Here is a 26,713-nt window from a genome sequence, read left to right as displayed (position 1 = left end):
GGAAACTTTTGCCAGAATAAAAACTCAGAGCAACACGCATGTTATCGGGCGTGAACTTATGTCAGGCTGACATTATTGTCAGGGCAGCGGTTTATACGACGCCCCGTTTATTGGTTTTGTCTCCAAGGAGGATCCTCCGTGAAATTGAAAGCACTGGCTCTGGCCGCAATGATGGGTTTAGGTTCTGCTCCCTTAATGGCGCAGGCTGATGAGCTGCCTAACGGGCCGCACATTGTGACTTCCGGTCAGGCCAGCGTTGACGCGCGCCCCGATATTGCCACGCTGGCAATTGAAGTTAACGTTTCTTCAAAAGATGCCGCTGAAGCGAAAAAACAGGCGGATACGCGCGTCGCGCAATATTTCGATTTCCTGAATAAAAACGGGATTGAGAAAAAAGATATCGATGCGGCCAATCTGCGCACCCAGCCGGAATATGATTACACCAAAGAAGGGAAGGCGGTACTGAAGGGATACCGTGCGGTACGCCAGGTACAGGTCACGCTGCGTCAGCTCGATAAGCTGAACGATCTGCTGGACGGTGCACTGAAATCGGGCCTGAATGAAATCCGCTCCGTTGAACTGGGCGTAGCTAATCCTGACGACTATAAGGCAAAAGCGCGTCAGGCGGCGATTGAAAACGCTACCCAACAGGCGGCAGCGTTGGCGCAGGGATTTAACGCTAAGCTGGGGCCGGTTTACAGCGTGCGTTACCACGTTGCCAACTATCAGCCGATGCCGATGGCGCGTATGTACAAGGCGGCGGACGCTGCACCGATGGCTTCAGCCGCGCAGACCTATGAACAGCAGAGCATTCACTTCGACGATCAGGTTGATGTGGTGTTTGAACTACAGCGCAACTGATCGAATAGCCCGGTGCGGCAATATTAGGTTCTCGCGCTTTCAAAATTTCAGGCGACGTAAGTCGCCTTTTTTACTGGCGTAGATTCAGTCTGGAAGCGTTTCTTCTTCCTGACGCAGCACGCGATGACCGTGCGCCAGCAGGGCGTCGGTGACGCGGCGCATCAGGCGGCTTTCCGGCGCAAAGCGATGCCAGTAGAGCATACGACGCTGATAAAGGCCGGGCGTTAGATCGATCAGCTCGCCGCTGGCAAGCTCCTTCTCAATTTGCAGGTGTGGGATCATGCAGCAGGTCGATCCCTGACGCGCCAGCTGCACAAACGCTTCAGAAGAATTAACGATATGGCAGGGTACGCTGCCCGGAGAGAGATCGAAATTCTGTTGCAGAAATGCCTGGTGCATATCGTCCAGATGGTCGAACGCCACCGCAGGCGCTTTCAGCAGCGCGGAACGGGTGACGCCATTGGGAAAGTAACGCGCGGCGAACTCCCGTGAGCCAACAAACAGGTAATCCAGCGCGCCGAGCCGATCGACCAGGCAGCTGGGCAGCGGCTGGGGTTGAATACTCACCGCGCCAACCACCTCGCCCCGGCGTAAACGCTCCTGGGTGCGGGTTTCATCCTCTACCTGTAAGTTCAGACGAACCGGTGAATCAGCCAGCACGTCTTTCAGTGCGGGCAGTAGCCAGGTTGCCAGGCTATCGGCGTTTACCGCCAGCGACAGCAGAAGCGGCGTGGTGCCGCCGTTTTCATCGCCAAGCCATTCATCTTCCAGCAATTCTACCTGATGTAGCAGGGCGAGCAGCTTTTGTCCCTGCTCGGTAGGGCGCGGTGGTATGGTACGCACCAGCAGCGGCTGACCGAACATATTCTCCAGCTGCTTGATACGTTGTGAAACTGCCGACTGGGTAATACATAATTTTTGCGCCGCGCGCTCAAAGCCGCGTTCACGGATCACAGCATCCAGGGCCTGAAGCGTTCGATAATCGGGTCTTTTCATTGTTATGTTGCTCTCATCCAGGAATGCCAGGGCACTATGCCATAAAATTACCGGGTTGCCCCTTATGTTGCGCTTGCTAATCTGTGGGCCACTTTGCAAAGCCATTAATCGTCACGTAGCGAATGCGCACTTTCACAGGTGCTTGTTTTATACTACGCGCACACCACTAGCACAGGTTTTAAACATACCATGACGCAGGATGAACTGAAAAAAGCAGTAGGCTGGGCCGCGCTGGACTATGTCACGCCGGGCACCATTGTTGGCGTGGGAACGGGTTCCACCGCCGCTCACTTTATTGATGCGCTCGGCTCCATCAAACATCAGATTGAGGGCGCGGTTTCCAGCTCTGAAGCTTCTACACAGAAGTTAAAGAGCCTGGGGATCCACGTTTTCGATCTCAACGAAGTGGATTCGCTGGCGGTCTATGTGGACGGCGCGGATGAAATTAACCCGCAGATGCAGATGATTAAAGGCGGCGGCGCGGCGCTGACGCGTGAGAAAATCGTCGCAGCAGTGGCGGATAAATTTATCTGTATCGCCGATGCTTCCAAGCAGGTGGATGTGCTGGGCCGCTTTCCGCTGCCGGTTGAAGTGATCCCGATGGCGCGTTCTTACGTGGCGCGTGAACTGGTGAAACTGGGCGGTCAGCCGGAGTATCGTCAGAACGTCATTACCGATAATGGCAACATTATTCTTGACGTGCATAATCTCAGCATCGTTAACCCTGCCGAGCTGGAGCGCACCATCAACGCGTTGCCCGGCGTGGTGACCGTTGGCCTGTTTGCCGCGCGCGGCGCGGATGTGGCGCTGATTGGCGGTGCGGATGGCGTAAAAACCATCACTAAATGATCTTTCTGGCGCGTTAGCGCGCCAGTTATTTCTCAGCGAAAATCATCTTTTCTTAGCTGGATGTAATTTAGTGACTTATGTCACATAAAGATCCCCCGGCGCGCTATCATACTGCCTGGCTTTATATTCGTACCATAATCTGTTGTATCCGTCTCACTCTCCATGCAGCCATGCTGATATGCAGGCAATCGGCTGTGTTGCCGCTCGCGTAGATTTTGTTATTTTGGCAGAAGGCTGGCTTATTACAGCCCCATCTGAAGTCCGTAAAATAGGGTCGGGAAATGGCAAAAGTATCACTGGAGAAAGACAAAATTAAGTTTCTGCTGGTGGAGGGCGTCCACCAGAGCGCGCTGGATAATCTGCGCGCGGCAGGTTACACCAATATTGAATATCATAAAGGCGCGCTCGACAGCGATGCGCTGAAAGATGCCATCCGTGATGCGCATTTTATCGGTATTCGATCCCGTACTCAGCTGACTGAAGAAATTTTTGCTGCGGCAGAGAAACTGGCGGCTGTAGGCTGCTTCTGTATCGGCACCAACCAGGTCGATCTGGACGCGGCGGCAAAACGCGGCGTACCGGTGTTTAACGCGCCTTTTTCCAATACCCGTTCAGTGGCGGAGCTGGTCATTGGCGAGCTGCTGCTGCTGATGCGCGGCGTACCTGAAGCGAATGCAAAAGCGCATCGCAGCGTCTGGAATAAACAGGCGGCGGGCAGCTATGAAGCGCGTGGCAAACGTCTGGGCATTATCGGCTATGGCCATATTGGTATGCAGCTGGGCGTGCTGGCGGAAAGCCTCGGAATGCACGTTTTCTTTTATGATATCGAAAACAAGCTGCCGCTGGGCAACGCAACCCAGGTAGCGCATCTTTCCGATCTGCTGAACATGAGCGATGTGGTCAGCCTGCATGTGCCGGAAACGCCTTCTACGCAAAATATGATGGGCGCGCAAGAACTGGCGCTAATGAAACCCGGATCGCTGCTGATTAACGCCTCACGCGGCACCGTAGTGGATATTCCGGCGCTCTGCCAGGCGCTGGGCAGCAAACATCTTGCTGGTGCAGCAATTGACGTCTTCCCGGAAGAGCCTGCTACGAATAGCGATCCTTTTATCTCTCCGCTCTGCGAGTTTGATAACGTGCTGCTGACACCGCATATCGGCGGTTCCACACAGGAAGCGCAGGAAAATATCGGTATTGAGGTGGCTGGAAAACTGGCGAAATATTCCGATAACGGCTCTACGCTGTCGGCGGTTAACTTCCCGGAAGTGTCGCTGCCAATGCATGGCGAACAGGTAAGCCGCCTGCTGCATATCCATGAAAACCGTCCCGGCGTGCTGACGGCAATTAACCAGATTTTCGCCGAGCAGGGCATCAACATTGCCGCGCAGTATCTGCAAACCACGCCGGTTATGGGTTATGTGGTCATTGATATTGATGCGGAGAAGGATGTGGCGCACAGGGCGCTGGCGTTGATGAAGGCGATTCCGGGCACGATTCGGGCGCGTCTGCTCTACTGATTGACGAAAAGGTTTTTTATTCTGCCAACGCCATCCTGCCTGCGGGGTGGCGTTTTATATTTCCCACTGCCAGAAGTGCGAAGGCGTCAGAATAGCCGGTAACGGGATATCCCATTCGGCGCTCGGCAGCTTTTCTACCCGCTGGCAGTCATGCGCCAGGCCAATCGGTAAAAAGCGATGCTCCTGCCAGTTTTGCAAGGTGCGATCGTAGAAACCGCCGCCCATGCCGAGCCGTTGCCCGTGACGATCGAACGCCACCAGAGGAACAAACATCACGTCCAGCTCGTCGAGAGGAATAATGTGCCTGACATCCAGCGGTGGCTCCGGGATGTGTACCCGGTTCGGTGATAAAATAGTTTCCGGCGTATAGCGCACAAAAATTAAATTACCCGGCGAGAAGGGGTGCAAAACGGGCAGGTAGACCTGCTTTTGCTGCTGCCAGAGTCGGGCAATCAGCGGGCGAGTATTAAGTTCACCATCAACGGAGAGAAATAACGCAATATGCTGCGCCCGATCTACCGGCTCAATATGCAGTGCGTGTTCAGCAATGCTGTCTGCCGCCAGCGTTTGCTGAGCGGTGCTTAAACCGCGTCGTAACCGGCGCACATGGTTACGAATTTCCTGACGATCACTTTGAGATAAAGCCATGGGGATTCCTGCGCCTGCGGATATGGTGCGACTATAACACACCAGGGGCGAGGGTTTTCAAGACGCCGACCGGGTCGGTATTGAGAAAACAGATATTAACTTAAGGATAAAGAAAGGAATCTCCGAGATGCCGCCGTAGGCTGTAACCCTTGAACCCTTGGTTCAAGGTGAATGTGTCGTCGTAACCATCAGGCTTCCCGGACGGGCCGGGCATGCACACAGGTTGCGGAGCGCCACATTCTGTGGTTTTGAAATATCGGCTCAGGGGACTGGCCCACTTGCAAACATCTCAGAGAAATTGTACTTCACCGCCACTGTATCTTGTATTACAGCAGGCCGTAAAGTTTTATTCGAACTTTGCGCCCTGGCGCTCAGTTATGCGACCTTGTTCAAGCAACGCCTGTTCAATAGTCTGCTGCAGCATACGAATGCGTTGTTCCATGTTAGCAGCGTAGTCGCGGGTTTTCACCTTTTCCTGCGCCAGCTCATGACAAATATTCAACGCAGCGATAAACACCAGCTGCTCTGTATTTGTGACTCTAGTGCGAACTTTCAGATCTTGCAACCGCTGATTAAGATCTTCTGCAGCTGCGTTCAGAGCATCTTGCTGTTCAGGCGGACAATTCACGCGCAATGAACGTCCAAAAATCTGAATATCTACCGGTTGTGCAGACATGCCACCTTCCTGACTGATTACTGCGCCCGCATCGCTCTGAACCTGCTCTGGCTCAGAAGGGGCGCCACTATATCTACCCTTGTATGAAGAAACAAGCCCTTTCTGGAAACCTCAAGGCACCTGGTGGTAGCATAACACGAACTTAATCCGCCAACGATGATGAATGCGTATGTCTACAGATAACACACAGCCGGGCTATCAGGCGCTGGCATCCGCCCTTAATCAGCAGGGCGTGGGAATGACACCGGCTGAAATGCACGGCTTGATCAGCGGCATTGTCTGCGGTGGCAATAGAGATTACAGCTGGAAAACGCTGGTACACGATCTGACCAACGAAGGCCTGGCCTTTTCTCAGTCTCTGGCGCAGCCGTTACAGATGTTGCATGCGCATATTCAGGATACGCTGGAAGAAGAAGGCTTTCTGTTCCAGCTAATGCTGCCTGAAGAGGAGGAGAGCAGTGTTTTTGACCGTGCCGATGCGCTGGCCGGTTGGGTGAACCATTTCCTGCTGGGGCTGGGCGTCACGCAGCCGAAACTTGATAAAGTGAAGGGTGAGGCGGGCGAAGCGATCGACGACCTGCGCACCATCGCCCAGCTTGGCTATGATAAAGAGGACGATCAGGAAGAGCTGGAGCAGTCGCTGGAAGAGGTGGTTGAGTATGTTCGTGTTGCCGCGCTGCTGTGCTACGAAACATTCAACCCGTCGGTAATGCCTACCGCGCCGGAAGTGAAAAAGCCGACGCTGCACTGATCGTTTTACTGGTGCCGCGTAACGGCCTCACTCAGGGAGAAGATACGGATGATAACGCTGGATACTTTTTTGCAGCGCCGCCAGGCGTTGCTGGCGCGTATGGCTTCAGGCAGTGCGGCGCTGATTTTCGCTGCGCCAGAGACGACGCGTAGCGCGGATACGGAATACCCTTTCCGCCAGAACAGTGATTTCTGGTACTTCACCGGCTTTAATGAGCCTGAAGCGCTGCTGATCCTGATTAAGAGCGATGAAACCCACAACCACAGCGTGCTGTTTAACCGCGTGCGCGATAAGCAGGCGGAAACCTGGTTTGGGCGTCGTCTCGGTCAGGAAGCGGCCCCTGAAAAGCTGGGCGTCGATCGGGCGCTGCCGTGGGATGCGTTAGATGAGCAGCTACATCAGCTGTTGAACGGTTTGGCTGTGGTTTATCATGCGCAGGGTGAATATGCGTTTGCTGACCGTATCCTGTTCAGTGCGCTGGATAAGCTGCGTCGCGGCTTCCGGCAAAATCTTCAGGCACCGGATACGCTCACCGACTGGCGTCCCTGGGTACATGAGATGCGCTTATTCAAAGGGCCGGAAGAGCAGGAGATCCTGCGCCGCGCCGGGAAAGTTAGCGCGATGGCGCATACGCGAGCCATGCAGGTCTGCTGTCCGGGTATGTTTGAATACCAGCTGGCCGGAGAAATCCATCATGAGTTTACCCGCCACGGCGCGCAGCATCCTTCCTATAACACTATCGTTGGCGGCGGTGAAAACGGCTGCATTCTTCACTACACCGAAAACGAGAGCGAACTGCGCGACGGCGATTTAGTGCTGATCGATGCTGGCTGCGAGCTTGACGGCTACGCGGGCGATATCACCCGTACCTTCCCGGTCAACGGTAAATTTACCGCGCCGCAGCGGGCGATTTACGACATCGTGCTGGCTTCACTTTATAAGGCGCTCGAGCTGTTTCGTCCCGGCACCAGCATCCGTGACGTTAACGAAGAAGTCGTGCGGATTATGGTCACCGGCCTCGTTAAGCTGGGTATTTTGCAGGGCGAGGTTGAACTGTTAATTGCGGAGAATGCGCATCGGCAGTTTTATATGCATGGCCTGAGCCACTGGCTGGGGCTGGACGTGCATGACGTCGGGCACTACGGTACGCCGGATCGGGGGCGCATCCTTGAGCCGGGCATGGTCTTGACCGTTGAGCCAGGCCTGTATATCGCGCCGGATGCTAAAGTCCCGGTGGAATATCGGGGTATCGGTATTCGTATTGAGGATGACATATTGATCACCGAGCAGGGCAACGAGAATCTTACCGATAGCGTGGTAAAAGATGCTGACGCAATCGAAGCGCTGATGGCGGCAGCGCGTCAGGCATGAGCGTAATCGTAGCGGGTGGCGGCATGGCTGGCGCAACTTTGGCGCTGGCGATTTCGCATCTGACTCAGGGTGCCTTGCCGGTCACGGTTATTGAGGCGGTAGCGCCGGGCGACCGGGCGCATCCCGGTTATGACGGGCGAGCAATCGCGCTGGCGGAAGGCACCTGTCGGCAGTTGACGGCAATCAATCTGTGGCCCGCGCTGGCGCAATGCGCCACGCCAATTACGCATGTACACGTTAGCGATCGTGGTCATGCCGGTTTCGTTAATATTGATGCCAGCGACTATGGCGTAAGCGCGCTGGGCAATGTGGTAGAACTGCACGAAGTGGGCAACCGCCTGTATCAGCTGTTGCGTAAAGCGCCCGGCGTGACTTTGCGCTGCCCTGAACGCGTTAGCAAGGTAGAACAACGTCAGGATGGTGTAAGCGTTACCCTGAACAGTGGAGAACGGCTGGAAGGGCAGCTGCTGGTAGCGGCAGACGGCTCGCGTTCACGTACCGCCGCGGCCTGTGGCGTTCAGTGGCGCAGCGAGGATTACCAACAGCTTGCCGTTATCGCCAATGTTACCACGCAAATTGCGCATCAGGGCCGGGCGTTCGAGCGGTTTACGCAGAACGGCCCGCTGGCGCTGTTGCCGATGTCTGACGGGCGTAGCTCGCTGGTCTGGTGCCATCCTCCAGAAGAAAAAGCGCGTATTGATGCCTGGAGCGATGCGGAGTTTTTAGCTGCGTTACAGCAGGCTTTCGGCTGGCGTTTGGGGCGTTTCACTCAGGTAGGACAGCGTCACAGCTATCCTTTAACGCTGCAAAAGGCCAGTCAAACAGTGGCGCACCGGCTGGCGCTGGTGGGTAACGCGGCGCAAACGCTGCATCCTATCGCCGGACAAGGCTTTAATCTTGGTATGCGCGATGTGATGTCGCTGGCTGAAACGTTGGCATCCGCCTGGCGTCAGCAGCAGGATCCCGGCAGCTTTGCCGTGCTGCAACGCTATAACCAACGGCGAATGCCGGATCGCAATGCCACGATCGGCATCACCGATGGACTGGTGCGTATCTTCGCCAATCGCTATCTGCCGCTGGTTGTTGGACGTAATCTTGGCCTGATGACAATGGACAATTTACCCTGGCTGCGTAACCGCCTGGCGGAGCGAACGCTGGGCTGGGTAGCGCGCTGAAAAGAGGATTTCAATGCAAACTTATGACGTGGTAATCGCTGGCGGCGGTATGGTCGGGCTGGCCGTTGCCTGCGGATTGCAGGGCTGTGGGCTGCGTGTCGCAGTGCTGGAAAAATCGGCCCCGAAAGCCTTTAATGCCAGCGAGCCGCATGGCCTGCGTGTTTCTGCGATCAACGCAGCCAGTGAACGCCTGTTACAGCATCTTGATGTCTGGTCGTCGATCCTGGCTCTACGCGCCAGTAGCTATCATGGTATGGAGGTATGGGATCGCGATAGCTTTGGACGCATTGAATTTGATGAGCCGCAGGGCATCAGTCATTTAGGTTACATTATCGAAAATCAGGTGATTCATCAGGCGCTGTGGCAGCGTGCGCAGCAGCTGAGCGATATTACCTTGCTGGCACCCGCTGAGCTACAGCAGGTCGCCTTTGGCGATAACGAAGCCTTTATCACTTTGCAGGATGGCAGCATGATGAGTGCTCGCCTGCTAATTGGCGCAGACGGTGCCCATTCCTGGCTGCGTAACAAAGCGGATATCCCGTTAACCTTTTGGGATTATGAACATCACGCGCTGGTAGCGAATATCCGCACCGCCCAGCCACATCAGGCGGTGGCGCGTCAGGTATTTCACGGCGAAGGGATTCTGGCTTTTTTGCCGCTCAGCGATCTGCATCTCTGTTCTATCGTCTGGTCCGTGTCACCTCAGGAAGCTACCCGTCTGCGCGATATGCCCGCTGCGTTATTTAATCAGCAGCTTTCAGTTGCCTTTGATATGCGTCTTGGCCTGTGCGAAGTGGAAAGTGAACGGCAGACCTTTCCACTGACGGCACGCTATGCGCGCCAGTTTGCTGCTCATCGGCTGGCGCTGGTTGGCGATGCGGCGCATACCATCCATCCGCTGGCCGGACAGGGCGTAAACCTGGGCTTTATGGATGCAGCTGAACTGACCGGAGAAATCCGTCGCCTGCATCAACAGGGTAAAGATATTGGTCAGCATCTTTATCTGCGTCGTTACGAACGCAGCCGCAAGCAAAGCGCGGCAATGATGCTGGCTGGGATGCAGGGATTCCGCGAGCTGTTTGCCGGCAATAATCCGGCAAAAAAACTGTTGCGCGATGTTGGCCTGCGGTTAGCCGATACTTTGCCGGGCGTTAAGCCGCGTCTGTTAAAACAGGCGATGGGGCTTCACGATTTACCTGAATGGCTAAGATAATGTCTGTTATTTAAAGGGCCGGAAGGCCCTTTTTTAATGGCTCAAATCCAGCATGATTATCGGAAAATAAAGAGAATTTCGTTCTTTCGTCTGGTTTTATCGTGATAACACAGGTGCAAAATTCATCGTAATAGCCTGTATATAGTATAAAAGTCTGAGTTTATCAGAAGCGCCAGATACTGACCTTTGGCACATTATAAGCCCCGACCTGGCGTTAGGATAAAGATATATCCGGTTTGTCCAGGTTATTACAGGGTCATATCAGGTATATTTAAAACTGCCTGCCGGTTTTTTACTGACTCTGACCCCGTTACTGGTACCACCTTTAGGGAATCGTGACGCTAACGTCCGTATGACGCATATAAGCTGACGTACAGCAAAGCGAAAGTGCTTTTATAAAAATCAGGGACTGCGGGAGTAAAGCCATGAACAGTTTCGAAATAGAAGAACAACTGGTTAAAAATGGATTTACCAGTAAGGATCTTGCCGTGATGCGGGAATATTTGAAGCGCGATGGTACAACCTACCTGAAGCTTCTGCATAAGCTCAGAAGCCGATTTACCGTGATGCTTATAATTACCTTGTTAATTCTGTCCGGCGTCATTTATACAATAAATTTCCAGAATGGAGAGATGATCTTCAGTTATCTCATCGCATTGATGGTTGTTGCGGTTGTATTTTGTTTTGCGAAGCAGGTAAAGCTCGGCTACAAGGCATTTATGTATAAAATAAAAGAGTAGATAAAATTATTGCTAAAATTTGAAATTATAACTAACTAAAGTTTATTAATTCACAAAGTTGAGTGTACGCTCTCACTGGATTATGCAACAGCTGTAAGCACGTTGTTTGGTTTACCTCACAACAGTCGGGGTTGTTACAGTTTGTTCGGTAGTAAACACGCCTACAATGTAACTGTTATTTATCTTTTTGTTCATATGGCAGGCAACGACTGCTCACAGCAATACTTTCTCCCAAACCAAACCAAACCAAACCAAACCAAACCAAACCAAACCAAACGTGAAACTCCGCTTGCACTACCAAAGTGCATCTGCACGCTTTCTGTTCGCTCGTTTGAAAAATTCTAATTTTACCCTCGTCTTCGCATTAGTTTTAGTTATGTTGGAGGCGATTCGTTGTCAGGCAAATTTTTCGTTATTTAGTGAATGACTGGTATTTAACCTGCGTTGTTACGTTTCTGTTGCTTGTTATGTGTCTTACTACGCATTTTTTTAGTGAAAAGTTCTGCACAATCCTCTGAGTCCTGAACGTCACCCGGCATGATTCGCCTTCGTTTAGCTTATGGTTAATCCTGCCGTTCAGTGGTAACGTCAGGGCAAAGACAACGTTTGCGTCGGACGTTTTAGCGACATTTAGCGTCTACTCAACCCGTTAACGCACAGGAATGTTATGAAGCAGACTCCTTTGTATGAACAGCATCAGGCCTGCGGTGCCCGCATGGTCGATTTCCACGGCTGGATGATGCCGCTGCATTACGGATCGCAGATGGATGAACACCATGCGGTACGTAACGATGCCGGTATGTTTGATGTTTCCCATATGACTATTGTCGATCTGCACGGCGAGCGTACCCGCGAGTTTCTACGCATCCTGCTGGCTAACGACGTCGCGCGTCTGACGCAGCCGGGCAAAGCGCTTTACAGTGCAATGCTGAACGCCTCCGGCGGCGTGATTGACGATCTGATCGTTTACTTTATGAGCGAAAACTGGTTTCGTCTGGTGGTTAACTCCGCCACGCGCGATAAGGATCTGGCATGGATTAACGAACATGCGCTTCCCTTCAGCGTTACGTTACAGGAACGGAATGACTTAGCGCTGATTGCCGTACAGGGGCCTGAAGCACAGCAAAAGGCACAGACGGCGTTTAGCGAGGCACAGCGTCAGGCCGTTAGCGGCATGAAGCCATTCTTTGGCGTTGAAGCCGATGGCTGGTTTATCGCCACTACCGGTTATACCGGTGAAAGCGGTTATGAAATTGCGTTACCCAACGATCAGGCTGCCGATCTGTGGCAGCGCCTGCTGGCGGCGGGGGTAAAACCGGCCGGACTGGGCGCCCGCGATACGCTGCGGCTGGAATCGGGAATGAACCTGTATGGGCAGGAGATGGATGAAGGCGTTTCGCCGCTGGCGGCGAATATGGGCTGGACTATCTGCTGGGAACCCAACGATCGACAGTTTATCGGCCGCGAGGCGCTGGAACTTCAGCGTGAAAAAGGCACCGATAAGCTGGTTGGCCTGATTATGACGGAGAAAGGCGTATTGCGTAACGAGTTGCCGGTTCACTTTACCGATGCGCAGGGCAATCTCCAGCAGGGGATCATTACCAGTGGTTCCTTTTCGCCGACGCTGGGTTGCAGCATCGCGCTGGCCCGTGTTCCGGCAGGCATCGGCGACCACGCCATTGTCCAGATTCGCAACCGGGAAATGCCGGTTAAAGTCACCAAACCTATTTTCGTTCGCGCCGGTAAGCCGGTCGCTCAGTAACTATTTCAGGAGATTGTAGCGATGAGCAATGTGCCAAGTGATTTAAAATACCGTGAAAGTCATGAGTGGGTGCGTAAGGAAGCTGACGGCACCTGGACCGTAGGCATTACTGAGCATGCGCAGGAGCTGCTGGGCGATATGGTGTTTGTTGACCTGCCTGAGGTGGGTGCCAGCGTTACCGCAGGTGATGACTGCGCGGTGGCGGAATCCGTAAAAGCAGCCTCCGATATCTATGCGCCGCTAAGCGGCGAAATCGTGGCGGTAAATGAAGAGCTGGAAGGCGCGCCGGAGCTGGTTAACAGTGACTCCTACGGTGCCGGCTGGCTGTTCCGCATTAAGGCCAGCGATGAATCCGAACTGGATCAGATGCTGGATGCAGAAGGCTACCAGGCCACGATCGACGAATAATCTCAACGGGCTATCTGCGCTGTTGCCTCGCGTGGATAGCTCTCCGGTGAGGCCAGCTGCGTCTGGCCCATTATCTCCATGTTGACTGCCGTAGCCAGCCCCTCAGGATTAACGATTCATGACTCAGACTCTCAGCCAGCTTGAACATACTGGCGCCTTTATTGAACGCCATATCGGTCCTTCTCCGGAGCAGCAGGAAAGCATGCTGCAAACTATCGGCGCTGCTTCGCTTAATGAATTAATTACCAGCATTGTACCGGCAGATATTCAGCTGCCGGGGCCGCCCGCTGTCGGTGATGCGTTGCCGGAACATCAGGCGCTGGCGGAGCTAAAAGCGATCGCCAGCCGTAATCAGCGCTTTAAATCTTATATCGGCATGGGCTATACGCCGGTGCTGATGCCGCCGGTCATTCTGCGTAACCTGCTGGAAAATCCAGGCTGGTATACCGCCTATACCCCTTATCAGCCGGAAGTGTCGCAGGGACGCCTGGAGGCGCTGCTCAACTTCCAGCAGCTGACGCTGGATTTAACCGGGCTGGATATTGCCTCCGCCTCGCTGCTGGATGAAGCAACGGCGGCGGCAGAAGCGATGTCAATGGCGAAGCGCGTAACCAGGCTGAAAAACGCCAATAAGTTTTTTGTCGCTGACGATGTGCATCCGCAGACGCTGGATGTAGTAAAAACCCGTGCGGAGACCTTCGGTTTCGAGCTGCTGATTGATAAAGCGGAGCGGGTGCTGGATCACGAAGGCGTTTTCGGCGTGCTGCTGCAACAGGTTGGCACCACCGGCGAGCTTCATGATTACAGCGCACTGATCGGTGAACTGAAGGCGCGTAAGGTCATTGTCAGCGTGGCGGCTGATTTTATGGCGCTGGTGCTGCTGACCGCGCCGGGCAAACAGGGGGCGGATATCGTCTTTGGCTCAGCCCAGCGTTTTGGGGTACCGATGGGCTACGGCGGCCCGCACGCCGCTTTCTTTGCCGCCCGTGATGAGCACAAACGCTCAATGCCGGGGCGCATTATCGGCGTGTCACGCGATGCAGCAGGCAATACCGCGCTGCGTATGGCGATGCAAACGCGTGAGCAACATATCCGCCGTGAAAAAGCGAACTCCAACATCTGTACGTCGCAGGTACTGCTGGCAAATATCGCCGGTTTCTATGCGGTGTATCACGGCCCGACAGGGCTGAAGCGCATCGCCAGCCGTATTCACCGCCTTACCGATATTCTTGCGGCGGGCCTGAAGCAGGGCGGCCTGACGCTACGCCACCAAAGTTGGTTCGATACCCTGACGGTTGAAGTCAGTGATAAAGCGGCGGTGCTGGCACGTGCGCTGAGCTTCGGCGTTAATCTGCGAACCGATATTCATCAGGCGGTGGGCATTACGCTGGATGAAACGACCAGCCGTGAAGATGTCGCCACGCTGTTCGCTATTCTGCTCGGCGACGATCACGGCCTGGATATCGATACGCTGGATAACAGCGTAGCGGGCAACAGCACTTCAGTGCCGCCTGCGCTGCTGCGCCAGCAGCCAATCCTGACGCATCCGGTATTTAATCGTTATCACAGTGAAACTGAGATGATGCGTTATATGCACAGCCTGGAGAAAAAAGATCTGGCGCTGAATCAGGCGATGATCCCGCTCGGCTCCTGCACAATGAAGCTGAACGCCGCCGCAGAGATGATTCCCATTACCTGGCCGGAGTTTGCCGAGCTGCATCCGTTTTGTCCGGCAGAGCAGGCGGCGGGCTACCTGCAAATGATTGGTCAGCTGTCGCAGTGGCTGGTGCAGCTCACCGGATATGACGCGCTCTGCATGCAGCCTAACTCCGGCGCGCAGGGGGAATATGCCGGACTGCTGGCGATTCGCCGTTACCATGAGAGCCGCAACGAGGGCGAGCGCAATATCTGTCTGATCCCCAGCTCCGCTCACGGTACTAACCCGGCTTCGGCGCAGATGGCAGGAATGGCGGTAGTGGTGGTCGCCTGTGACAAGCAGGGCAATATCGATCTGCACGATCTGCGGCAGAAAGCGGAGCAGGCGGGCAGCGCGCTTTCCTGCATTATGGTGACCTATCCTTCCACGCACGGCGTGTATGAAGAGACGATCCGTGAAGTTTGCCAGATCGTGCATCAGTATGGTGGTCAGGTTTACCTGGACGGCGCAAACATGAATGCGCAGGTTGGCATTACCACTCCAGGCTATATCGGCGCGGATGTATCACATCTCAACCTGCATAAAACCTTCTGTATTCCGCACGGCGGCGGTGGGCCGGGTATGGGGCCGATCGGTGTGAAAGCGCATCTGGCACCGTTTGTGCCGGGTCATAGCGTGGTGCAAATTGATGGCGTACTGACACAGCAGGGTGCCGTTTCAGCCGCACCTTTCGGCAGCGCCTCGATTCTGCCGATCAGCTGGATGTATATTCGCATGATGGGCGCGGAAGGGCTGAAGCAGGCCAGTGCCGTCGCTATCCTGAATGCAAACTATATCGCCAACCGTCTGCAATCGGCCTATCCGGTGCTTTATACCGGGCGCGATAACCGCGTGGCGCATGAATGTATCCTCGATTTGCGTCCGCTGAAGGAGCAAACTGGCATCAGCGAGCTGGATATCGCCAAACGACTGATCGATTATGGTTTCCATGCGCCGACGATGTCGTTCCCGGTAGCGGGCACGCTGATGGTTGAGCCGACGGAGTCGGAAAGTAAGATCGAGCTGGATCGCTTTATTGAGGCAATGCTGGCGATTCGCGCTGAGATCGATCGCGTCGCCAGCGGTGAATGGCCGCTGGAGGATAACCCGCTGGTGAACGCGCCGCATACGCAGCAAGAGCTGGCAGGCGATTGGTCGCATCCCTACAGTCGTGAGCTGGCGGTATTCCCGGCTGGCAGCGAAAACAAATACTGGCCGACGGTGAAGCGTCTGGATGATGTTTATGGCGATCGTAACCTGTTCTGTTCCTGCGTGCCGATGAGCGAATATCAGTAGCTATGCTACGAGAAACAGGCGTAGCCGAATAACATACGGCAGGTATAAATAAAAAGGGTTTGGTAACAAACCCTTTTTTCGTTAGCGCTTTTTTATTGTTCCTGCAATTCCAGTTCAGCGACTACGGGTAAATGATCGCTGGCCGCTGCCCAGTTAAAGTCATTTGTTACAGAGGGAACGGTAAGGTTTTTAACGTTCCATTTTTGACCTTTAAAGGTAAAAATGTGGTCAAGATCAAGTGCTGGATTAACGGCAGGCCAGGTGCGGGTATCTGTGCCATTTTTAACCACCGGGTTCCAGAAGTAATTAATTTCTTTAATCGGCTGTTCTTCAGCTGTGGAATTAAAGTCGCCAGCAAGTATTTTTATCGCAGAAGCGATATTAGTGAAATCAGAAGGCGCATCACCAATACTCAGATCGAGTAAATAGCGTGCCTGATTAATACGGACCTCCGGGTTTTTTTGCCAGTCCAGGTGCGCCGTCATAACAATAATCGGTGAATCGAAACCGGGTTTAGTGATTTGCGACAGAAGGACCACGCGCTGTTCTGCTGTTCCCGAAGGCAGATTAATTACCTGAGATTTATCGATCTTATATTTCGACAGCAATCCAACGCCATATTCTCCGCCATCGAAATCCAATGCCTTACCAAAGGCATAAAACAGGTGGTTTGCTTCAGCAATTTTGGCGAGTTGATTAATATTTCCGCTGCGATGTGTCTGATTATCAATCTCCGTCACGGCTATCACATCGGCATCTATTTTCTTTATTGCCTGATTCAGCTGGGTAAAATCCGTAACGTCATCTGACGCTTCGTTTTTGCCAATATTATAAGCGGCAACCTTTAGCGTTGGTTGATTATGCGTATATATTTTGTTCGCTGTGCCGCCTTTATTAACCGCAAGTATCTCCGATCCGGTCAGCGGTGTGCTGGCGTAAAGAGGAGAAGAAGTGATAATACAGCAAGCGAACAATAGCGGTGAATTTTTCAATTTCATATTTTTTGCCAGTTAAAAACAAACGATTTCATGTGGATCTTGTCATATTGGGAAAAATATTTTGTGACATAGCTTACAAACTTAATTTTAATGGTTAAAAAAGTAGGAGGGCGTAGAAAGAACAGAGAGTTATAACGGGTTAATTGTTGAATTTAAGTAGCTTACAAAATAATAATTAATTGATGGTTAGTTTTTTATTTAATTACGAGGGGCGATACGTTATTTTATTGTAACTTAATAAGGGCGTGCTTATTAATAAAGGCCGGATTGCGCCGGCCTGTCCGTTTACAGCTGCTCGCCGTTGCTGGCGATAACCCGCTGATACCAGCCAAAACTCTTCTTCTTCGAGCGTGCCATCGTGCCGCTGCCGTCATCATTTTTATCAACGTGAATAAAGCCGTAGCGTTTGTTGTACTGGCCGGTGGTGAAAGAGACGCAGTCAATACAACCCCACGGCGTATAGCCCATCAGCTCTACGCCATCTTCCAGCACCGCTTTTTTCATTTGCTCGATATGCGCGCGCAGATAATCGATGCGGTAATCGTCCTCAATCATGCCGTTAGCGTTCGGCTTATCGATAGCGCCAAAGCCATTTTCCACGATAAACAGCGGCTTCTGGTAACGCTCATAGAGCGCGTTCATTGAGTAACGCAGGCCAACCGGATCGATCTGCCAGCCCCAGTCGGAAGCCTTGACGTGCGGATTCGGCACGCTGCCTTCAAAACCGGTAATTGAGGCGCCTTCACCTTCAGCGTTGGCCTGCACCGCGTTGCTCATGTAATAGCTGAAGCCAATATAGTCGCAGCAGCCGTTGCGCAGCGTCTCTTCATCGCCCGCTTCCATCTCGATCTGATAGCCTTTACGCGCCCATTCCTGTAACACGTAGGCAGGATAGTAGCCGCGCATTTGCACATCGCTGAAGACATAGCGACGATGCATCGCTTCATGGGCGAACATCACATCGTCCGGATGGCAGGAGAAGGGATAAACCGGCACCATCGCAATCATGCAGCCAATCTGGAAATCGGGATTGATGCGGCGGCCCAGCGCCACCACCTGCGCACTGGCAACAAACTGATGATGCATTACCTGATACATCGTCTGCTCAGGATGTTCATGCTCGGTGAAGATCACGCCGGAACAGCAGTAGCCAAATAGCGGGTAGTTCCAGGTGCGCTGGTTATTGATCTCGTTAAAGGTCATCCAGTATTTCACTTTGTGCTGGTAGCGGCGCATGACCACTTCGCTGAAGCGCACAAAGCAATCGACCACTTTACGGTTCAGCCAGCCGCCATACTGTTTTACCAGGTGCCACGGCATTTCAAAGTGGGAAAGGGTGATCACCGGCTCAATGCCGTGCTTCAGCAGCTCATCGAACAGATCGTCATAAAATTGCAGGCCCGCTTCGTTCGGCTCCAGTTCATCACCATGAGGAAAAATGCGTGTCCAGGCGATAGAGGTGCGGAAGCATTTGAAGCCCATTTCGGCAAACAGCGCAATGTCTTCTTTATAGCGATGATAAAAATCGACCGCCTCATGGTTGGGATAGTTATAGCCGGGCTGCACGCCGTCGGTAATCACGCGGTCAACGCCATGTGCGCCGCCGGAAAGCACGTCACAAATGCTGATGCCTTTGCCGTCCTGATCCCAGCCGCCTTCGACCTGATGCGCGGCCACTGCGCCGCCCCACAGAAAATCTTTCGGTAACTGCTGCTGTTTTGACATAAAGCGATCCTTACTGATACGTAAAATAATGGTGTAATTAACATGCCGTGACGACGAAAATTAATATCGTTGGCACTGCGATAAGCACGTAATTCTAGCGGTTCAGCTATGAAGATTGACCGGAGTGTAGCAAAGCGCAGAGGAATGTCACGTTATAACGAAACGTGACAACGGTAATTTGTTACTTATAAAAAACAGGCTGTTTTATTTGGCTAAACGGCTGGCCAGTTTGCGGCCAATACTTTCGATAATATAAATGGTGGGCACCTGCGTGGTAATATCTAACCCGCCGTTCATGCGAATTAACGGCATATGATAAGAAATATTAAAATCGGCCAGCTTCGCCAGTGAACTGTTTTCGCTGTTGGTAATAGTAATAATTTTACAGCAGTGCAGGCTGAACTGGCTTGCCAGTCGCAGAATTTCTTCGGTTTCGCCGGAGACGGAAAGAATAATCGCTACCGCATCCTTATACATATCGCTACTGACTGGATAATAAGGATCGTCAATATAGTTACTGAATTTACCAACGTTAGAGAAAAATCGTGCGCCATATTTTCCTAACGTGCCCGAGGTGCTGGCACCGACAAAAATAATACGCTGCGCGGCAATAATATGCTCTACCGCCTGGCTAATCAGATGCTCAAACTCATCGTTATTAATGCTTTTGAAAAAGCTGATCATCTCATTAACGCCGTAATTAATTGGGCTCTGCTGCTCCTGTTCTAAATATAATTTAAAGCGGATGCGGAATTCAGAATAGCCATCACACTGCATTTTTCGGCAAAACCGCAGCACTGAGGTTGTGGAAACGCCCGCCGCGTCAGCCAGCTCGCGAATAGTCATATACATGACTTTATCACCGCTTTTGAGCACGGTGTTATACACCTGCATCTCGGTGTCATTGAGCGTTGAGATTATGCTGTGAGTAAACATGCTGTATCCGCGTCTGCTATTACCGTGCCTACTTTAGCAGATTTTCCTTTACCCGCCGATGGCTACACGCTGCTACCCATCGACATAAATTTATTTCAGCTTACAGGTGTACACTGAAATGGTTCTCAGCTACGCTGTGGATGTCTATGATTTGATGAAACCTGACAGCAGGATTTCCTTGCTTGCACAATGTATTACGTCGTTCCGGGAGCATTAAGGTGACAAAGAAAAACGGATTAGCGCAGGGATATACTCTGGCAGAGGAGATCGCCAACAGCCTCAGTCACGGCATAGGTTGCATCTTCGGTATTGTGGGCCTGGTGCTGCTCTTGAGCCAGGCGATTACGGCTAACGCTGGCACGCTGGCGATAGTGAGTTACAGCCTGTATGGCGGCAGCATGATCCTGCTGTTTCTCGCCTCGACGCTCTATCACGCTATCCCCTGGCCACGGGCTAAATTCTGGCTGAAAAAGCTGGATCACTGTGCGATCTACTTACTTATTGCAGGCACCTATACGCCGTTTCTGCTGGTGGGGCTTGATTCGCCGCTGGCACACGGCCTGATGGTGGTGGTCTGGTGCCTGGCGCTGGCGGGTATTATTTTCAAGCTGGTTTTCGCTCATCGTTTTAAGGCGTTGTCGTTGATCACTTATCTGTTGATGGGCTGGCTATCGCTGATCGTTATCTATCAACTGGCGATTAAGCTCGACCAAGGCGGCGTCTGGCTGCTGGCGGCGGGTGGGCTGATCTATACGCTGGGCGTAATCTTCTATGCGATAAAACGGATCCCCTATAATCATGCTATCTGGCACGGCTTTGTGCTGGGCGGCAGCATTTGTCACTTTTTGGCGATCTACTTTTACGTGCGGTAAAAAGGCGGCTTTACGCCGCCTGAGATATTTTATTCTGCCAGCGAGTAGGGCAGCGGCTGAATCGCCAGCTGTCCGCCTTCATCGCCCTGTACGCGCAGCACGCTTTCCGGCTCCAGATCGTTATTCAGCACCGCCTGTATCCAGGCATCGCCCGATTCTAACTGTACGGCGGCCAGAATGGTGCCGGTGCGCCGCCAGTTCTCGCCCATTTTTAGCTCCAGCGCGTCACCGGCCTCCGGGGTCCGGCCCGCTTTGCCAGCCAGCCAGTAAAGGGCGCGCTTATTGGCACCACGGAATTTAGCTCGCGCCACCATCTCTTGCCCGGTATAACAACCTTTTTTGAAGCTGATCGCTTCCAGCGCCTGCAAATTGGTCGCCTGCGGAATCAGCTGCGCGCTGGTTTTCTCATCCAGTACCGGCAGACCCGCTTCGATATCCAGCGCCAGCCATTGCTGACTGCCGTTAAGCTGGGCATCATCCGCCAGCGCCTGCTTCAGTTCCGCCGCTTTTTCGGCGGTGGTGATAAGCAGGAAGCGTTCGGCAGGAGAATCAAACCACAACAGCGTTGATTCGCCATCCTGCACCACCGGCGTTTGCGCATCGGGCAGGGCGGCGAAGCGGTTAGTCAGCGCGGCTCTGGCCTGGAAGCCCGCTACGCCCAGCAGAATCGCCTGATCATCGGCAGCGATGGTTACCTTAGAGAAAACGGCATATTTTTTCAGTTCATTGATTTGCGTATCGCGCAGGTTGCGGCGTACCAGATAGGCATAGCCTTCGCCGCGATGGAACAGACGCAGATTGCTCCACATTTTCCCTTTGGCATCGCAGTGCGCGCAGGGAAGATGTTTCTCTTTTGGCAGCGCCGTAACATCCAGCGTGAGCTGGCCTTGCAGATACGTTGTGCTGTCCGCACCTTCAACCGCAACCAGCGCCCAGTCTTCCAGCGAAATTAACGTCAGCGGCAGCCGTGAAGAGGCAACGGGCTGACGCGGTGGGAAAATAAAGTCAGGCATAGAGCGATCCTGAAAAGTCAGTTGAAAAAGTGACTTCATATTAAAAGAGCGGCCTGGCTTTGCAACCAGTTTCCCGATGCTGACGCACAAAACGCGCGCTAAAGTTGCAGGCTGTCGTTGCGCTCTGCGTGAAGGCGCGCAAGATAAGGAATTTGCTTTCAACAGGCCAGAGAAAAAGCGCTACACTAGCCATCATGTTTGAAATAACCGATGACAGAACACATGGATATCAACGATAAATCCCGTATTCACTGGGCTTGCCGCCGCGGTATGTTAGAGCTGGACATCGCCATCATGCCTTTCTTTAAATATGAATATGATTCGCTGAGTGATGAAGACAAAGCGCTGTTTATTCGTTTGCTGAAAAGTGACGATCCCGATCTGTTTAACTGGCTGATGAATCACGGTGAGCCAGCCGACGCCGAGCTGAAACGCATGGTGCAGTTGATTCAGACGCGCAACCGGCAGCGTGGCCCGGAACGTGGCGCGGTGGCAATCTGATCTGCGTCCTTCGGCGCGGGCGCGGCAGATAACGCTGATGCTGTATGGCCTGCTTATTGTCGGGCTGTTACCGTTTTATCACGGAACGCGGATGCCGTTTGCTGTAGGGCTGTTGTTCCTGCTGCTGGGTGAACTATGGCATCGCCTGCGCCTGCAACGTCGCTTCGGCGGCGTGCTGACGGCAGAAGAAAGCCGCCGCTGGCGCTGGCAGGATCGGGAATACTGGATTGCGCGTCCACCTTTCGTGCTGCCGTTTGGCGTGCTGTTTTCGCTGCGTGCAGAGCAGGGAAAGGGCGTTTCGCTATGGGTGATGCGGGATAGTATGCCGGAAGGAAACTGGCGTGCCTTGCGCCGTTTGCTGAAGGGGTATCAGTAACAGCGCATCGCAGCCATCTTGATTCATTCGCGTCGGGCGCGCGGCGTTTTAGTCGGTAGCGCGGTTTGCCGTAAAACGTGCCAGCCGTAGTGAACGCGGGTTATCTGTTACAGCAGCGCGGCAGTTTCGGTCAATATCTGTTCACACCACTGGGCGATGCGCTCATCGCTCACGTCAAACTGATTGACATCGTCCAGCGCCAGGCCAACAAACTGTTTACCGTCGGCGGTAAGCGGTTTCGGGCTGGTGAATTCGTAGCCTTCGATGGGCCAGTAGCCGACAAACTGCACGCCCATGGGTGCCAGTAGCTCGTGCAGCATGCCAAGGGCGTCCAGGAACCACTCGCCATAGCCGAGCTGATCGCCCATGCCATACAGCGCAACCACTTTGCCGCGCAGGTTAAGTTCCGGAAGCTCCTGCCAGATGGCTTCCCAGTCTTCCTGTAGCTCACCAAAATCCCAGGTGGGGATGCCGAGGATCAGCATATCGTACTGCTCCATCAGCTTCGGTGAATCATCTTTCAGGTTATGCAGCGTAACCAGATCCTCGCCGATAAAATCGCGAATTTTCTCGGCTGCCATCTCGGTATAACAGGTGCTGGAACCGTAAAAAAGGCCAATCTTCATACGGAACATCTACTCATTTAAATCAACAGATGGGCGCAATTGTATCAGAAGGTGGCGGCTTTCAGGCATAATGCGCATAAATTGACACCCTTGTGCAAAGAGGGAAAGGTGCCGGATAACGAACTTATTGAACAGTTTCTTGATGCGCTGTGGATCGAACGTAACCTGGCGCAAAATACGCTGACCTCTTATCGCCGGGATTTGCAATCGCTGGCTGGCTGGCTGGCGCACCATCAGCGCACGTTGCTACAGGCTGAGGCCGTGGATTTACAGGCTTTTCTTGCCGATCGCGTTGAGGGTGGTTATAAAGCCACCAGCTCAGCACGTCTGTTGAGTGCAATGCGGCGGCTTTTTCAGTATCTCTATCGGGAAAAGCTGCGTAATGACGATCCCAGCGCGCTGCTCTCTTCACCTAAACTGCCCCAGCGGTTGCCGAAAGATCTGTCGGAAGCCCAGGTAGATCGCCTGCTACAGGCACCCAGCGTTGAACAGCCTATTGAGCTGCGTGATAAGGCGATGCTGGAGCTGCTTTACGCTACCGGCCTGCGCGTATCGGAGCTGGTTGGCCTGACGGTCAGCGATGTCAGCCTGCGCCAGGGCGTTGTGCGCGTTATCGGTAAAGGCAATAAAGAGCGGCTGGTGCCGCTGGGTGAAGAGGCGATACACTGGCTGGAACAGTATATGGAACACGGGCGTCCGTGGTTGCTGAACGGACGGGTTATTGACGTGCTGTTTCCCAGCAGCCGGGCGCAGCAGATGACGCGGCAAACTTTCTGGCATCGCATTAAGCATTATGCCGTGCTGGCGGGAATTGATAGCGAAAAGCTCTCTCCGCACGTGCTTCGGCACGCCTTTGCTACGCATTTGTTGAACCACGGCGCGGATTTACGTGTCGTACAGATGCTGCTGGGACACAGCGATCTTTCCACCACGCAGATTTACACGCATGTCGCTACCGAGCGTCTGCGTCAGTTACATCAACAGCACCACCCGCGCGCCTGAAGGCGGCGGAGTAAAAAGGGAACAGGATGAAAAAAACTTTTGCCATCGTCGCTATGCTGGCTGCCACTTTCGCGGGCGCAGCCCAGGCGGATGACGCTGCGATTCAGCAATCTTTACGTAAGCTGGGTATAGATAAAACTGAAATTTATCCTTCGCCACTGCCAGGGATGAAAACCATACTTTCTGACAGCGGCGTGCTGTATGTCAGCGAAGATGGAAAGCACTTTATTCAGGGGCCGCTTTATGATGTTGGCGGTGCGCGTCCGGTTAACGTGACGAATCAGCTGTTGCAGAAAAAAGTTGATGCGCTAAGCAAAGATATGATCGTCTATAAAGCGCCGAAAGAGCAGTATGTCATTACTGTCTTCACCGATACCACCTGTGGCTATTGCCGTAAGCTGCATCAGGAGATGTCAGATTACAACGCGCTGGGCATCACCGTGCGCTATCTGGCCTTCCCGCGTGAAGGGATGAATGGACAGTGGCAAAAGAGATGAAATCCATCTGGTGTGCAAAAGATCGGAATAAAGCCTTTGATGCGGCGATGAAAGGCGATGCAGTTTCTCCGGCCGATTGTAAAACCGATCTGGCGCAGCATTACCAGCTGGGCATCCTGTTCGGTATTCAGGGCACTCCGGCCATTCTACTGGAAAATGGTCTGATGATTCCGGGTTATCAGGGGCCGCAGGAAATGAAGCAGCTTCTTGATAAACAAAAAAGCGGTAACTAATTAGCAGTGAATAAACCGATGCAACTTCGCCGCCGAGAAGCGGTAAACGATCCGGCGTTATCGCCGGATCTCCATCCGCTGCTGCGTCGTCTTTACGCCCAGCGTGGCATAAGCAATCAACGCGAGCTGGAGCGCGGCGCGAAATATCTTCATCCGTGGCAAGGTTTGAGCGGTATGCAGCAGGCGGTTGAGCTGCTACATCAGGCGCTGCGTGATGAAAAACAGATTATGATCGTCGGTGATTTTGATGCCGACGGTGCGACCAGTACCGCGCTGACCGTTTTGGCGCTACGCAGCATGGGCGGGCGCAATGTGCAGTATCTGGTGCCGAACCGTTTTGACGATGGTTATGGCCTTAGTCCGGAAGTGGTAGAGCAGGCTGCCGCACGCGGCGCGGAGCTTATTCTGACGGTGGATAACGGTATCTCTTCCCATGCGGGCGTTGAACGTGCGCATCAAAAGGGGATTCCGGTGCTGGTGACCGATCACCATCTGCCGGGGGAAACGTTGCCAGCGGCAGAAGCGATTGTTAATCCGAATCTCAATGACAGCACTTTCCCTTCACGTGCGCTGGCGGGCGTGGGCGTTGCTTTTTATCTGATGCTGGCGCTGCGGGCGCATCTGCGTACGCTGGGCTGGTTCGATAACGGGCTGGCTATCCCTAACCTTGCCGAACTGCTTGATTTGGTGGCGTTGGGCACGGTAGCCGATGTGGTGCCGCTGGACGCTAACAACCGTATTTTAGTCTGGCAGGGGATGGGGCGAATTCGCGCCGGGAAATGTCGTCCAGGTATCCGTGCGCTGCTGGAGGTGGCTAACCGCGATGCGCGTCAGCTGGCCGCCAGCGATCTTGGTTTTGCGCTGGGGCCGCGTCTGAACGCCGCCGGACGTCTGGATGATATGTCGGTAGGCGTGGCGCTGTTGTTGACGGATGATCTGGCGCAGGCGCGAATGTTAGCCAGCGAACTGGATGCGTTGAATCAGACGCGTAAAGAGATTGAGCAAGGGATGCAGGCGGAAGCGCTGGCGCTCTGTAATCAGCTGGAACGCAGTAGCGATACGCTGCCGCTGGGCCTTGCGTTTTATCATCCTGAATGGCATCAGGGCGTGGTAGGTATTCTGGCTTCACGCCTGAAGGAGCGTTTTCATCGTCCGGTTATCGCCTTTGCGCCTGCTGGCGACGGTACGCTAAAAGGTTCAGGACGTTCGGTAGCGGGGCTGCATTTGCGAGACGCGCTCGAACGCCTTGATACGCTGAATCCGGGGCTGATTATTAAGTTTGGCGGTCACGCGATGGCGGCTGGCCTGTCGCTGGAAGAAGCTAAATTTGAACAATTCAGTAGGTTGTTTAGCGATCTGGTGGGCGAGTGGCTGGATGCGGATGCGTTGCAGGGCGTTATCTGGTCTGATGGTGAGCTGTCGGCACCTGATTTGACGCTGCCGGTGGCTGAGATGCTACGTGATGGTGGTCCGTGGGGGCAATCTTTTCCTGAGCCGGTGTTTGATGGCAAGTTTAAGCTGTTGCAGCAGCGGCTGGTGGGTGAGCGTCATTTGAAGGTGATGGTGGAGCCGTTAGGCGGCGGGCCTTTGCTGGATGGGATTGCGTTTAACGTTGATACACGTTTGTGGCCTGACGCCAGCGTTCGGCACGTTGAGCTGGCTTATAAGCTGGACGTGAATGAGTTTCGCGGTAACCGTAGCGTGCAGTTGCTGATTGAGCATATCTGGCCGCTGTAGGTTTGTCTGGTTATAAGCGGAACCTGCTGCTGGTCGGTTAAGCGTGGTGGCTTAATGAGGGAATTATCCGCTGCTGGTTGGCCAGGTATGGTGGTTCGCTAAAGGATTATCCGCTGCCGGGCGCAAGAGGGGCTGTCCGTTCGGCGGGACGGTATAAACCCATCCATGGGGCCTCCGCCCGCGCCCTCCATGGCGCGGGAGGCCCGCCTCATCGTCCAGCCCCTCTTGCTCCCCT

The 26,713-nt window shown here is 53.6% G+C and carries 24 protein-coding genes, 1 other RNA gene and 1 pseudogene; 17 read left to right on the top strand and 9 right to left on the bottom strand.

The window, feature by feature from the left end; all coding sequences use genetic code 11:
• The first annotated feature begins 138 nt into the window (after positions 1–138).
• Positions 139–861, top strand: coding sequence for an oxidative stress defense protein (locus C7M51_RS13155; protein ID WP_160622201.1), 723 nt, complete (start codon positions 139–141; stop codon positions 859–861).
• Positions 862–945: 84 nt separating this feature from the next.
• On the opposite strand, the gene C7M51_RS13150 is transcribed toward C7M51_RS13155, so the two are convergent.
• Positions 946–1,857, bottom strand: coding sequence for a LysR family transcriptional regulator ArgP (locus tag C7M51_RS13150; protein ID WP_160622200.1), 912 nt, complete (start codon positions 1,855–1,857; stop codon positions 946–948).
• A 189-nt stretch (positions 1,858–2,046) separates the two neighbouring features.
• Here C7M51_RS13150 and rpiA point away from each other — a divergent pair, with 189 nt between their 5' ends.
• The gene (gene rpiA, locus C7M51_RS13145; protein WP_160622199.1) at positions 2,047–2,706 is read left to right on the top strand and encodes a ribose-5-phosphate isomerase RpiA; all 660 of its coding nucleotides are present in this window, start codon (positions 2,047–2,049) and stop codon (positions 2,704–2,706) included.
• A 281-nt stretch (positions 2,707–2,987) separates the two neighbouring features.
• A complete protein-coding gene (gene serA / locus C7M51_RS13140; RefSeq protein ID WP_160622198.1) occupies positions 2,988–4,226 on the top strand; it encodes a phosphoglycerate dehydrogenase in 1,239 nt (412 codons plus the stop codon).
• A 54-nt stretch (positions 4,227–4,280) separates the two neighbouring features.
• Here serA and C7M51_RS13135 read toward each other — a convergent pair whose 3' ends face one another.
• The 3 genes from C7M51_RS13135 to zapA form a co-directional block, all read right to left on the bottom strand.
• Entirely contained in the window at positions 4,281–4,874 is a 594-nt protein-coding gene (locus C7M51_RS13135; protein WP_160622197.1) for a 5-formyltetrahydrofolate cyclo-ligase, read from the bottom strand.
• Between the two features lie 115 nt (positions 4,875–4,989).
• Positions 4,990–5,173, bottom strand: a non-coding RNA gene (ssrS, locus tag C7M51_RS13130) — 6S RNA.
• Positions 5,174–5,220: 47 nt separating this feature from the next.
• Positions 5,221–5,550, bottom strand: a complete 330-nt coding sequence (gene zapA / locus C7M51_RS13125) for a cell division protein ZapA (RefSeq protein ID WP_038624303.1) — start codon at positions 5,548–5,550, stop codon at positions 5,221–5,223.
• A 169-nt stretch (positions 5,551–5,719) separates the two neighbouring features.
• Between zapA and C7M51_RS13120 the strand changes: the two genes are divergently transcribed.
• The 8 genes from C7M51_RS13120 to gcvP all read left to right on the top strand — a co-directional run bounded on the left by C7M51_RS13120 (position 5,720) and on the right by gcvP (position 15,962).
• Positions 5,720–6,301: a YecA/YgfB family protein gene (locus C7M51_RS13120; RefSeq protein WP_160622196.1), complete on the top strand. Its 582-nt coding sequence runs from the start codon at positions 5,720–5,722 to the stop codon at positions 6,299–6,301.
• Between the two features lie 48 nt (positions 6,302–6,349).
• On the top strand, positions 6,350–7,672 hold the full coding sequence (pepP, locus tag C7M51_RS13115; protein ID WP_160622195.1) for a Xaa-Pro aminopeptidase: 1,323 nt from the start codon (positions 6,350–6,352) through the stop codon (positions 7,670–7,672).
• Positions 7,669–8,847 carry a 2-octaprenyl-6-methoxyphenyl hydroxylase gene (ubiH, locus tag C7M51_RS13110; RefSeq protein ID WP_160622194.1) on the top strand — a complete coding sequence of 393 codons (1,179 nt, stop codon included), beginning with the start codon at positions 7,669–7,671 and terminating at the stop codon, positions 8,845–8,847. Before pepP ends, ubiH begins: the two co-directional genes overlap by 4 nt.
• A gap of 13 nt (positions 8,848–8,860) precedes the next feature.
• The gene (gene ubiI / locus C7M51_RS13105) at positions 8,861–10,060 is read left to right on the top strand and encodes an FAD-dependent 2-octaprenylphenol hydroxylase (RefSeq protein ID WP_160622193.1); all 1,200 of its coding nucleotides are present in this window, start codon (positions 8,861–8,863) and stop codon (positions 10,058–10,060) included.
• Positions 10,061–10,485: 425 nt separating this feature from the next.
• Positions 10,486–10,800 (top strand): hypothetical protein, encoded by a 315-nt coding sequence (locus C7M51_RS13100; RefSeq protein ID WP_160622192.1) that lies wholly within the window; start codon positions 10,486–10,488, stop codon positions 10,798–10,800.
• 667 nt (positions 10,801–11,467) lie between these two features.
• Positions 11,468–12,562: a glycine cleavage system aminomethyltransferase GcvT gene (gene gcvT, locus C7M51_RS13095; RefSeq protein ID WP_160622191.1), complete on the top strand. Its 1,095-nt coding sequence runs from the start codon at positions 11,468–11,470 to the stop codon at positions 12,560–12,562.
• 21 nt (positions 12,563–12,583) lie between these two features.
• Positions 12,584–12,970 carry a glycine cleavage system protein GcvH gene (gene gcvH, locus C7M51_RS13090; RefSeq protein ID WP_160622190.1) on the top strand — a complete coding sequence of 129 codons (387 nt, stop codon included), beginning with the start codon at positions 12,584–12,586 and terminating at the stop codon, positions 12,968–12,970.
• A gap of 118 nt (positions 12,971–13,088) precedes the next feature.
• Positions 13,089–15,962 carry an aminomethyl-transferring glycine dehydrogenase gene (gcvP, locus tag C7M51_RS13085; protein ID WP_160622189.1) on the top strand — a complete coding sequence of 958 codons (2,874 nt, stop codon included), beginning with the start codon at positions 13,089–13,091 and terminating at the stop codon, positions 15,960–15,962.
• 92 nt (positions 15,963–16,054) lie between these two features.
• On the opposite strand, the gene C7M51_RS13080 is transcribed toward gcvP, so the two are convergent.
• The 3 genes from C7M51_RS13080 to C7M51_RS13070 all read right to left on the bottom strand — a co-directional run bounded on the left by C7M51_RS13080 (position 16,055) and on the right by C7M51_RS13070 (position 19,621).
• The gene (locus tag C7M51_RS13080; protein WP_425281013.1) at positions 16,055–16,954 is read right to left on the bottom strand and encodes an endonuclease/exonuclease/phosphatase family protein; all 900 of its coding nucleotides are present in this window, start codon (positions 16,952–16,954) and stop codon (positions 16,055–16,057) included.
• A gap of 291 nt (positions 16,955–17,245) precedes the next feature.
• Positions 17,246–18,685, bottom strand: coding sequence for a 6-phospho-beta-glucosidase (locus C7M51_RS13075; protein WP_160622187.1), 1,440 nt, complete (start codon positions 18,683–18,685; stop codon positions 17,246–17,248).
• A gap of 204 nt (positions 18,686–18,889) precedes the next feature.
• Complete coding sequence (locus C7M51_RS13070) at positions 18,890–19,621, bottom strand: MurR/RpiR family transcriptional regulator (RefSeq protein ID WP_160622186.1); 732 nt, start codon at positions 19,619–19,621, stop codon at positions 18,890–18,892.
• Positions 19,622–19,839: 218 nt separating this feature from the next.
• Here C7M51_RS13070 and trhA point away from each other — a divergent pair, with 218 nt between their 5' ends.
• Entirely contained in the window at positions 19,840–20,493 is a 654-nt protein-coding gene (trhA, locus tag C7M51_RS13065; protein ID WP_160622185.1) for a PAQR family membrane homeostasis protein TrhA, read from the top strand.
• A 29-nt stretch (positions 20,494–20,522) separates the two neighbouring features.
• On the opposite strand, the gene ygfZ is transcribed toward trhA, so the two are convergent.
• Positions 20,523–21,506 carry a tRNA-modifying protein YgfZ gene (gene ygfZ / locus C7M51_RS13060; protein ID WP_160622184.1) on the bottom strand — a complete coding sequence of 328 codons (984 nt, stop codon included), beginning with the start codon at positions 21,504–21,506 and terminating at the stop codon, positions 20,523–20,525.
• A gap of 222 nt (positions 21,507–21,728) precedes the next feature.
• Here ygfZ and sdhE point away from each other — a divergent pair, with 222 nt between their 5' ends.
• Both sdhE and C7M51_RS13050 read left to right on the top strand, forming a co-directional pair.
• On the top strand, positions 21,729–22,007 hold the full coding sequence (sdhE, locus tag C7M51_RS13055) for an FAD assembly factor SdhE (RefSeq protein WP_160623649.1): 279 nt from the start codon (positions 21,729–21,731) through the stop codon (positions 22,005–22,007).
• On the top strand, positions 21,988–22,383 hold the full coding sequence (locus C7M51_RS13050; protein ID WP_160622183.1) for a protein YgfX: 396 nt from the start codon (positions 21,988–21,990) through the stop codon (positions 22,381–22,383). The genes sdhE and C7M51_RS13050 overlap by 20 nt, the downstream gene beginning before the upstream one ends.
• A gap of 107 nt (positions 22,384–22,490) precedes the next feature.
• Here C7M51_RS13050 and fldB read toward each other — a convergent pair whose 3' ends face one another.
• Positions 22,491–23,009 (bottom strand): flavodoxin FldB, encoded by a 519-nt coding sequence (gene fldB / locus C7M51_RS13045; RefSeq protein WP_160622182.1) that lies wholly within the window; start codon positions 23,007–23,009, stop codon positions 22,491–22,493.
• A gap of 108 nt (positions 23,010–23,117) precedes the next feature.
• Between fldB and xerD the strand changes: the two genes are divergently transcribed.
• The 3 genes and pseudogenes from xerD to recJ all read left to right on the top strand — a co-directional run bounded on the left by xerD (position 23,118) and on the right by recJ (position 26,478).
• On the top strand, positions 23,118–24,011 hold the full coding sequence (gene xerD / locus C7M51_RS13040; RefSeq protein WP_160622181.1) for a site-specific tyrosine recombinase XerD: 894 nt from the start codon (positions 23,118–23,120) through the stop codon (positions 24,009–24,011).
• A 26-nt stretch (positions 24,012–24,037) separates the two neighbouring features.
• Positions 24,038–24,741 (top strand): annotated as a pseudogene (dsbC, locus tag C7M51_RS13035) (bifunctional protein-disulfide isomerase/oxidoreductase DsbC).
• 18 nt (positions 24,742–24,759) lie between these two features.
• On the top strand, positions 24,760–26,478 hold the full coding sequence (gene recJ / locus C7M51_RS13030) for a single-stranded-DNA-specific exonuclease RecJ (protein ID WP_160622180.1): 1,719 nt from the start codon (positions 24,760–24,762) through the stop codon (positions 26,476–26,478).
• The last annotated feature ends 235 nt before the right edge of the window (positions 26,479–26,713 follow it).

Origin of the sequence: Mixta intestinalis (assembly GCF_009914055.1) — a bacterium.
Taxonomy (GTDB): domain Bacteria; phylum Pseudomonadota; class Gammaproteobacteria; order Enterobacterales; family Enterobacteriaceae; genus Mixta; species Mixta intestinalis.
This window is presented reverse-complemented; position numbering and strand designations above follow the sequence as displayed.

Bases quoted from the DNA above. Each gene is read 5' to 3' on its own strand.
- C7M51_RS13150 (WP_160622200.1), bottom strand. From the start codon at position 1,857: ATGAAAAGACCCGATTATCGAACGCTTCAGGCCCTGGATGCTGTGATC.
- rpiA (WP_160622199.1), top strand. From the start codon at position 2,047: ATGACGCAGGATGAACTGAAAAAAGCAGTAGGCTGGGCCGCGCTGGAC.
- serA (WP_160622198.1), top strand. From the start codon at position 2,988: ATGGCAAAAGTATCACTGGAGAAAGACAAAATTAAGTTTCTGCTGGTG.
- C7M51_RS13135 (WP_160622197.1), bottom strand. From the start codon at position 4,874: ATGGCTTTATCTCAAAGTGATCGTCAGGAAATTCGTAACCATGTGCGC.
- zapA (WP_038624303.1), bottom strand. From the start codon at position 5,550: ATGTCTGCACAACCGGTAGATATTCAGATTTTTGGACGTTCATTGCGC.
- C7M51_RS13120 (WP_160622196.1), top strand. From the start codon at position 5,720: ATGTCTACAGATAACACACAGCCGGGCTATCAGGCGCTGGCATCCGCC.
- pepP (WP_160622195.1), top strand. From the start codon at position 6,350: ATGATAACGCTGGATACTTTTTTGCAGCGCCGCCAGGCGTTGCTGGCG.
- ubiH (WP_160622194.1), top strand. From the start codon at position 7,669: ATGAGCGTAATCGTAGCGGGTGGCGGCATGGCTGGCGCAACTTTGGCG.
- ubiI (WP_160622193.1), top strand. From the start codon at position 8,861: ATGCAAACTTATGACGTGGTAATCGCTGGCGGCGGTATGGTCGGGCTG.
- C7M51_RS13100 (WP_160622192.1), top strand. From the start codon at position 10,486: ATGAACAGTTTCGAAATAGAAGAACAACTGGTTAAAAATGGATTTACC.
- gcvT (WP_160622191.1), top strand. From the start codon at position 11,468: ATGAAGCAGACTCCTTTGTATGAACAGCATCAGGCCTGCGGTGCCCGC.
- gcvH (WP_160622190.1), top strand. From the start codon at position 12,584: ATGAGCAATGTGCCAAGTGATTTAAAATACCGTGAAAGTCATGAGTGG.
- gcvP (WP_160622189.1), top strand. From the start codon at position 13,089: ATGACTCAGACTCTCAGCCAGCTTGAACATACTGGCGCCTTTATTGAA.
- C7M51_RS13075 (WP_160622187.1), bottom strand. From the start codon at position 18,685: ATGTCAAAACAGCAGCAGTTACCGAAAGATTTTCTGTGGGGCGGCGCA.
- C7M51_RS13070 (WP_160622186.1), bottom strand. From the start codon at position 19,621: ATGTTTACTCACAGCATAATCTCAACGCTCAATGACACCGAGATGCAG.
- ygfZ (WP_160622184.1), bottom strand. From the start codon at position 21,506: ATGCCTGACTTTATTTTCCCACCGCGTCAGCCCGTTGCCTCTTCACGG.
- sdhE (WP_160623649.1), top strand. From the start codon at position 21,729: ATGGATATCAACGATAAATCCCGTATTCACTGGGCTTGCCGCCGCGGT.
- fldB (WP_160622182.1), bottom strand. From the start codon at position 23,009: ATGAAGATTGGCCTTTTTTACGGTTCCAGCACCTGTTATACCGAGATG.
- recJ (WP_160622180.1), top strand. From the start codon at position 24,760: ATGCAACTTCGCCGCCGAGAAGCGGTAAACGATCCGGCGTTATCGCCG.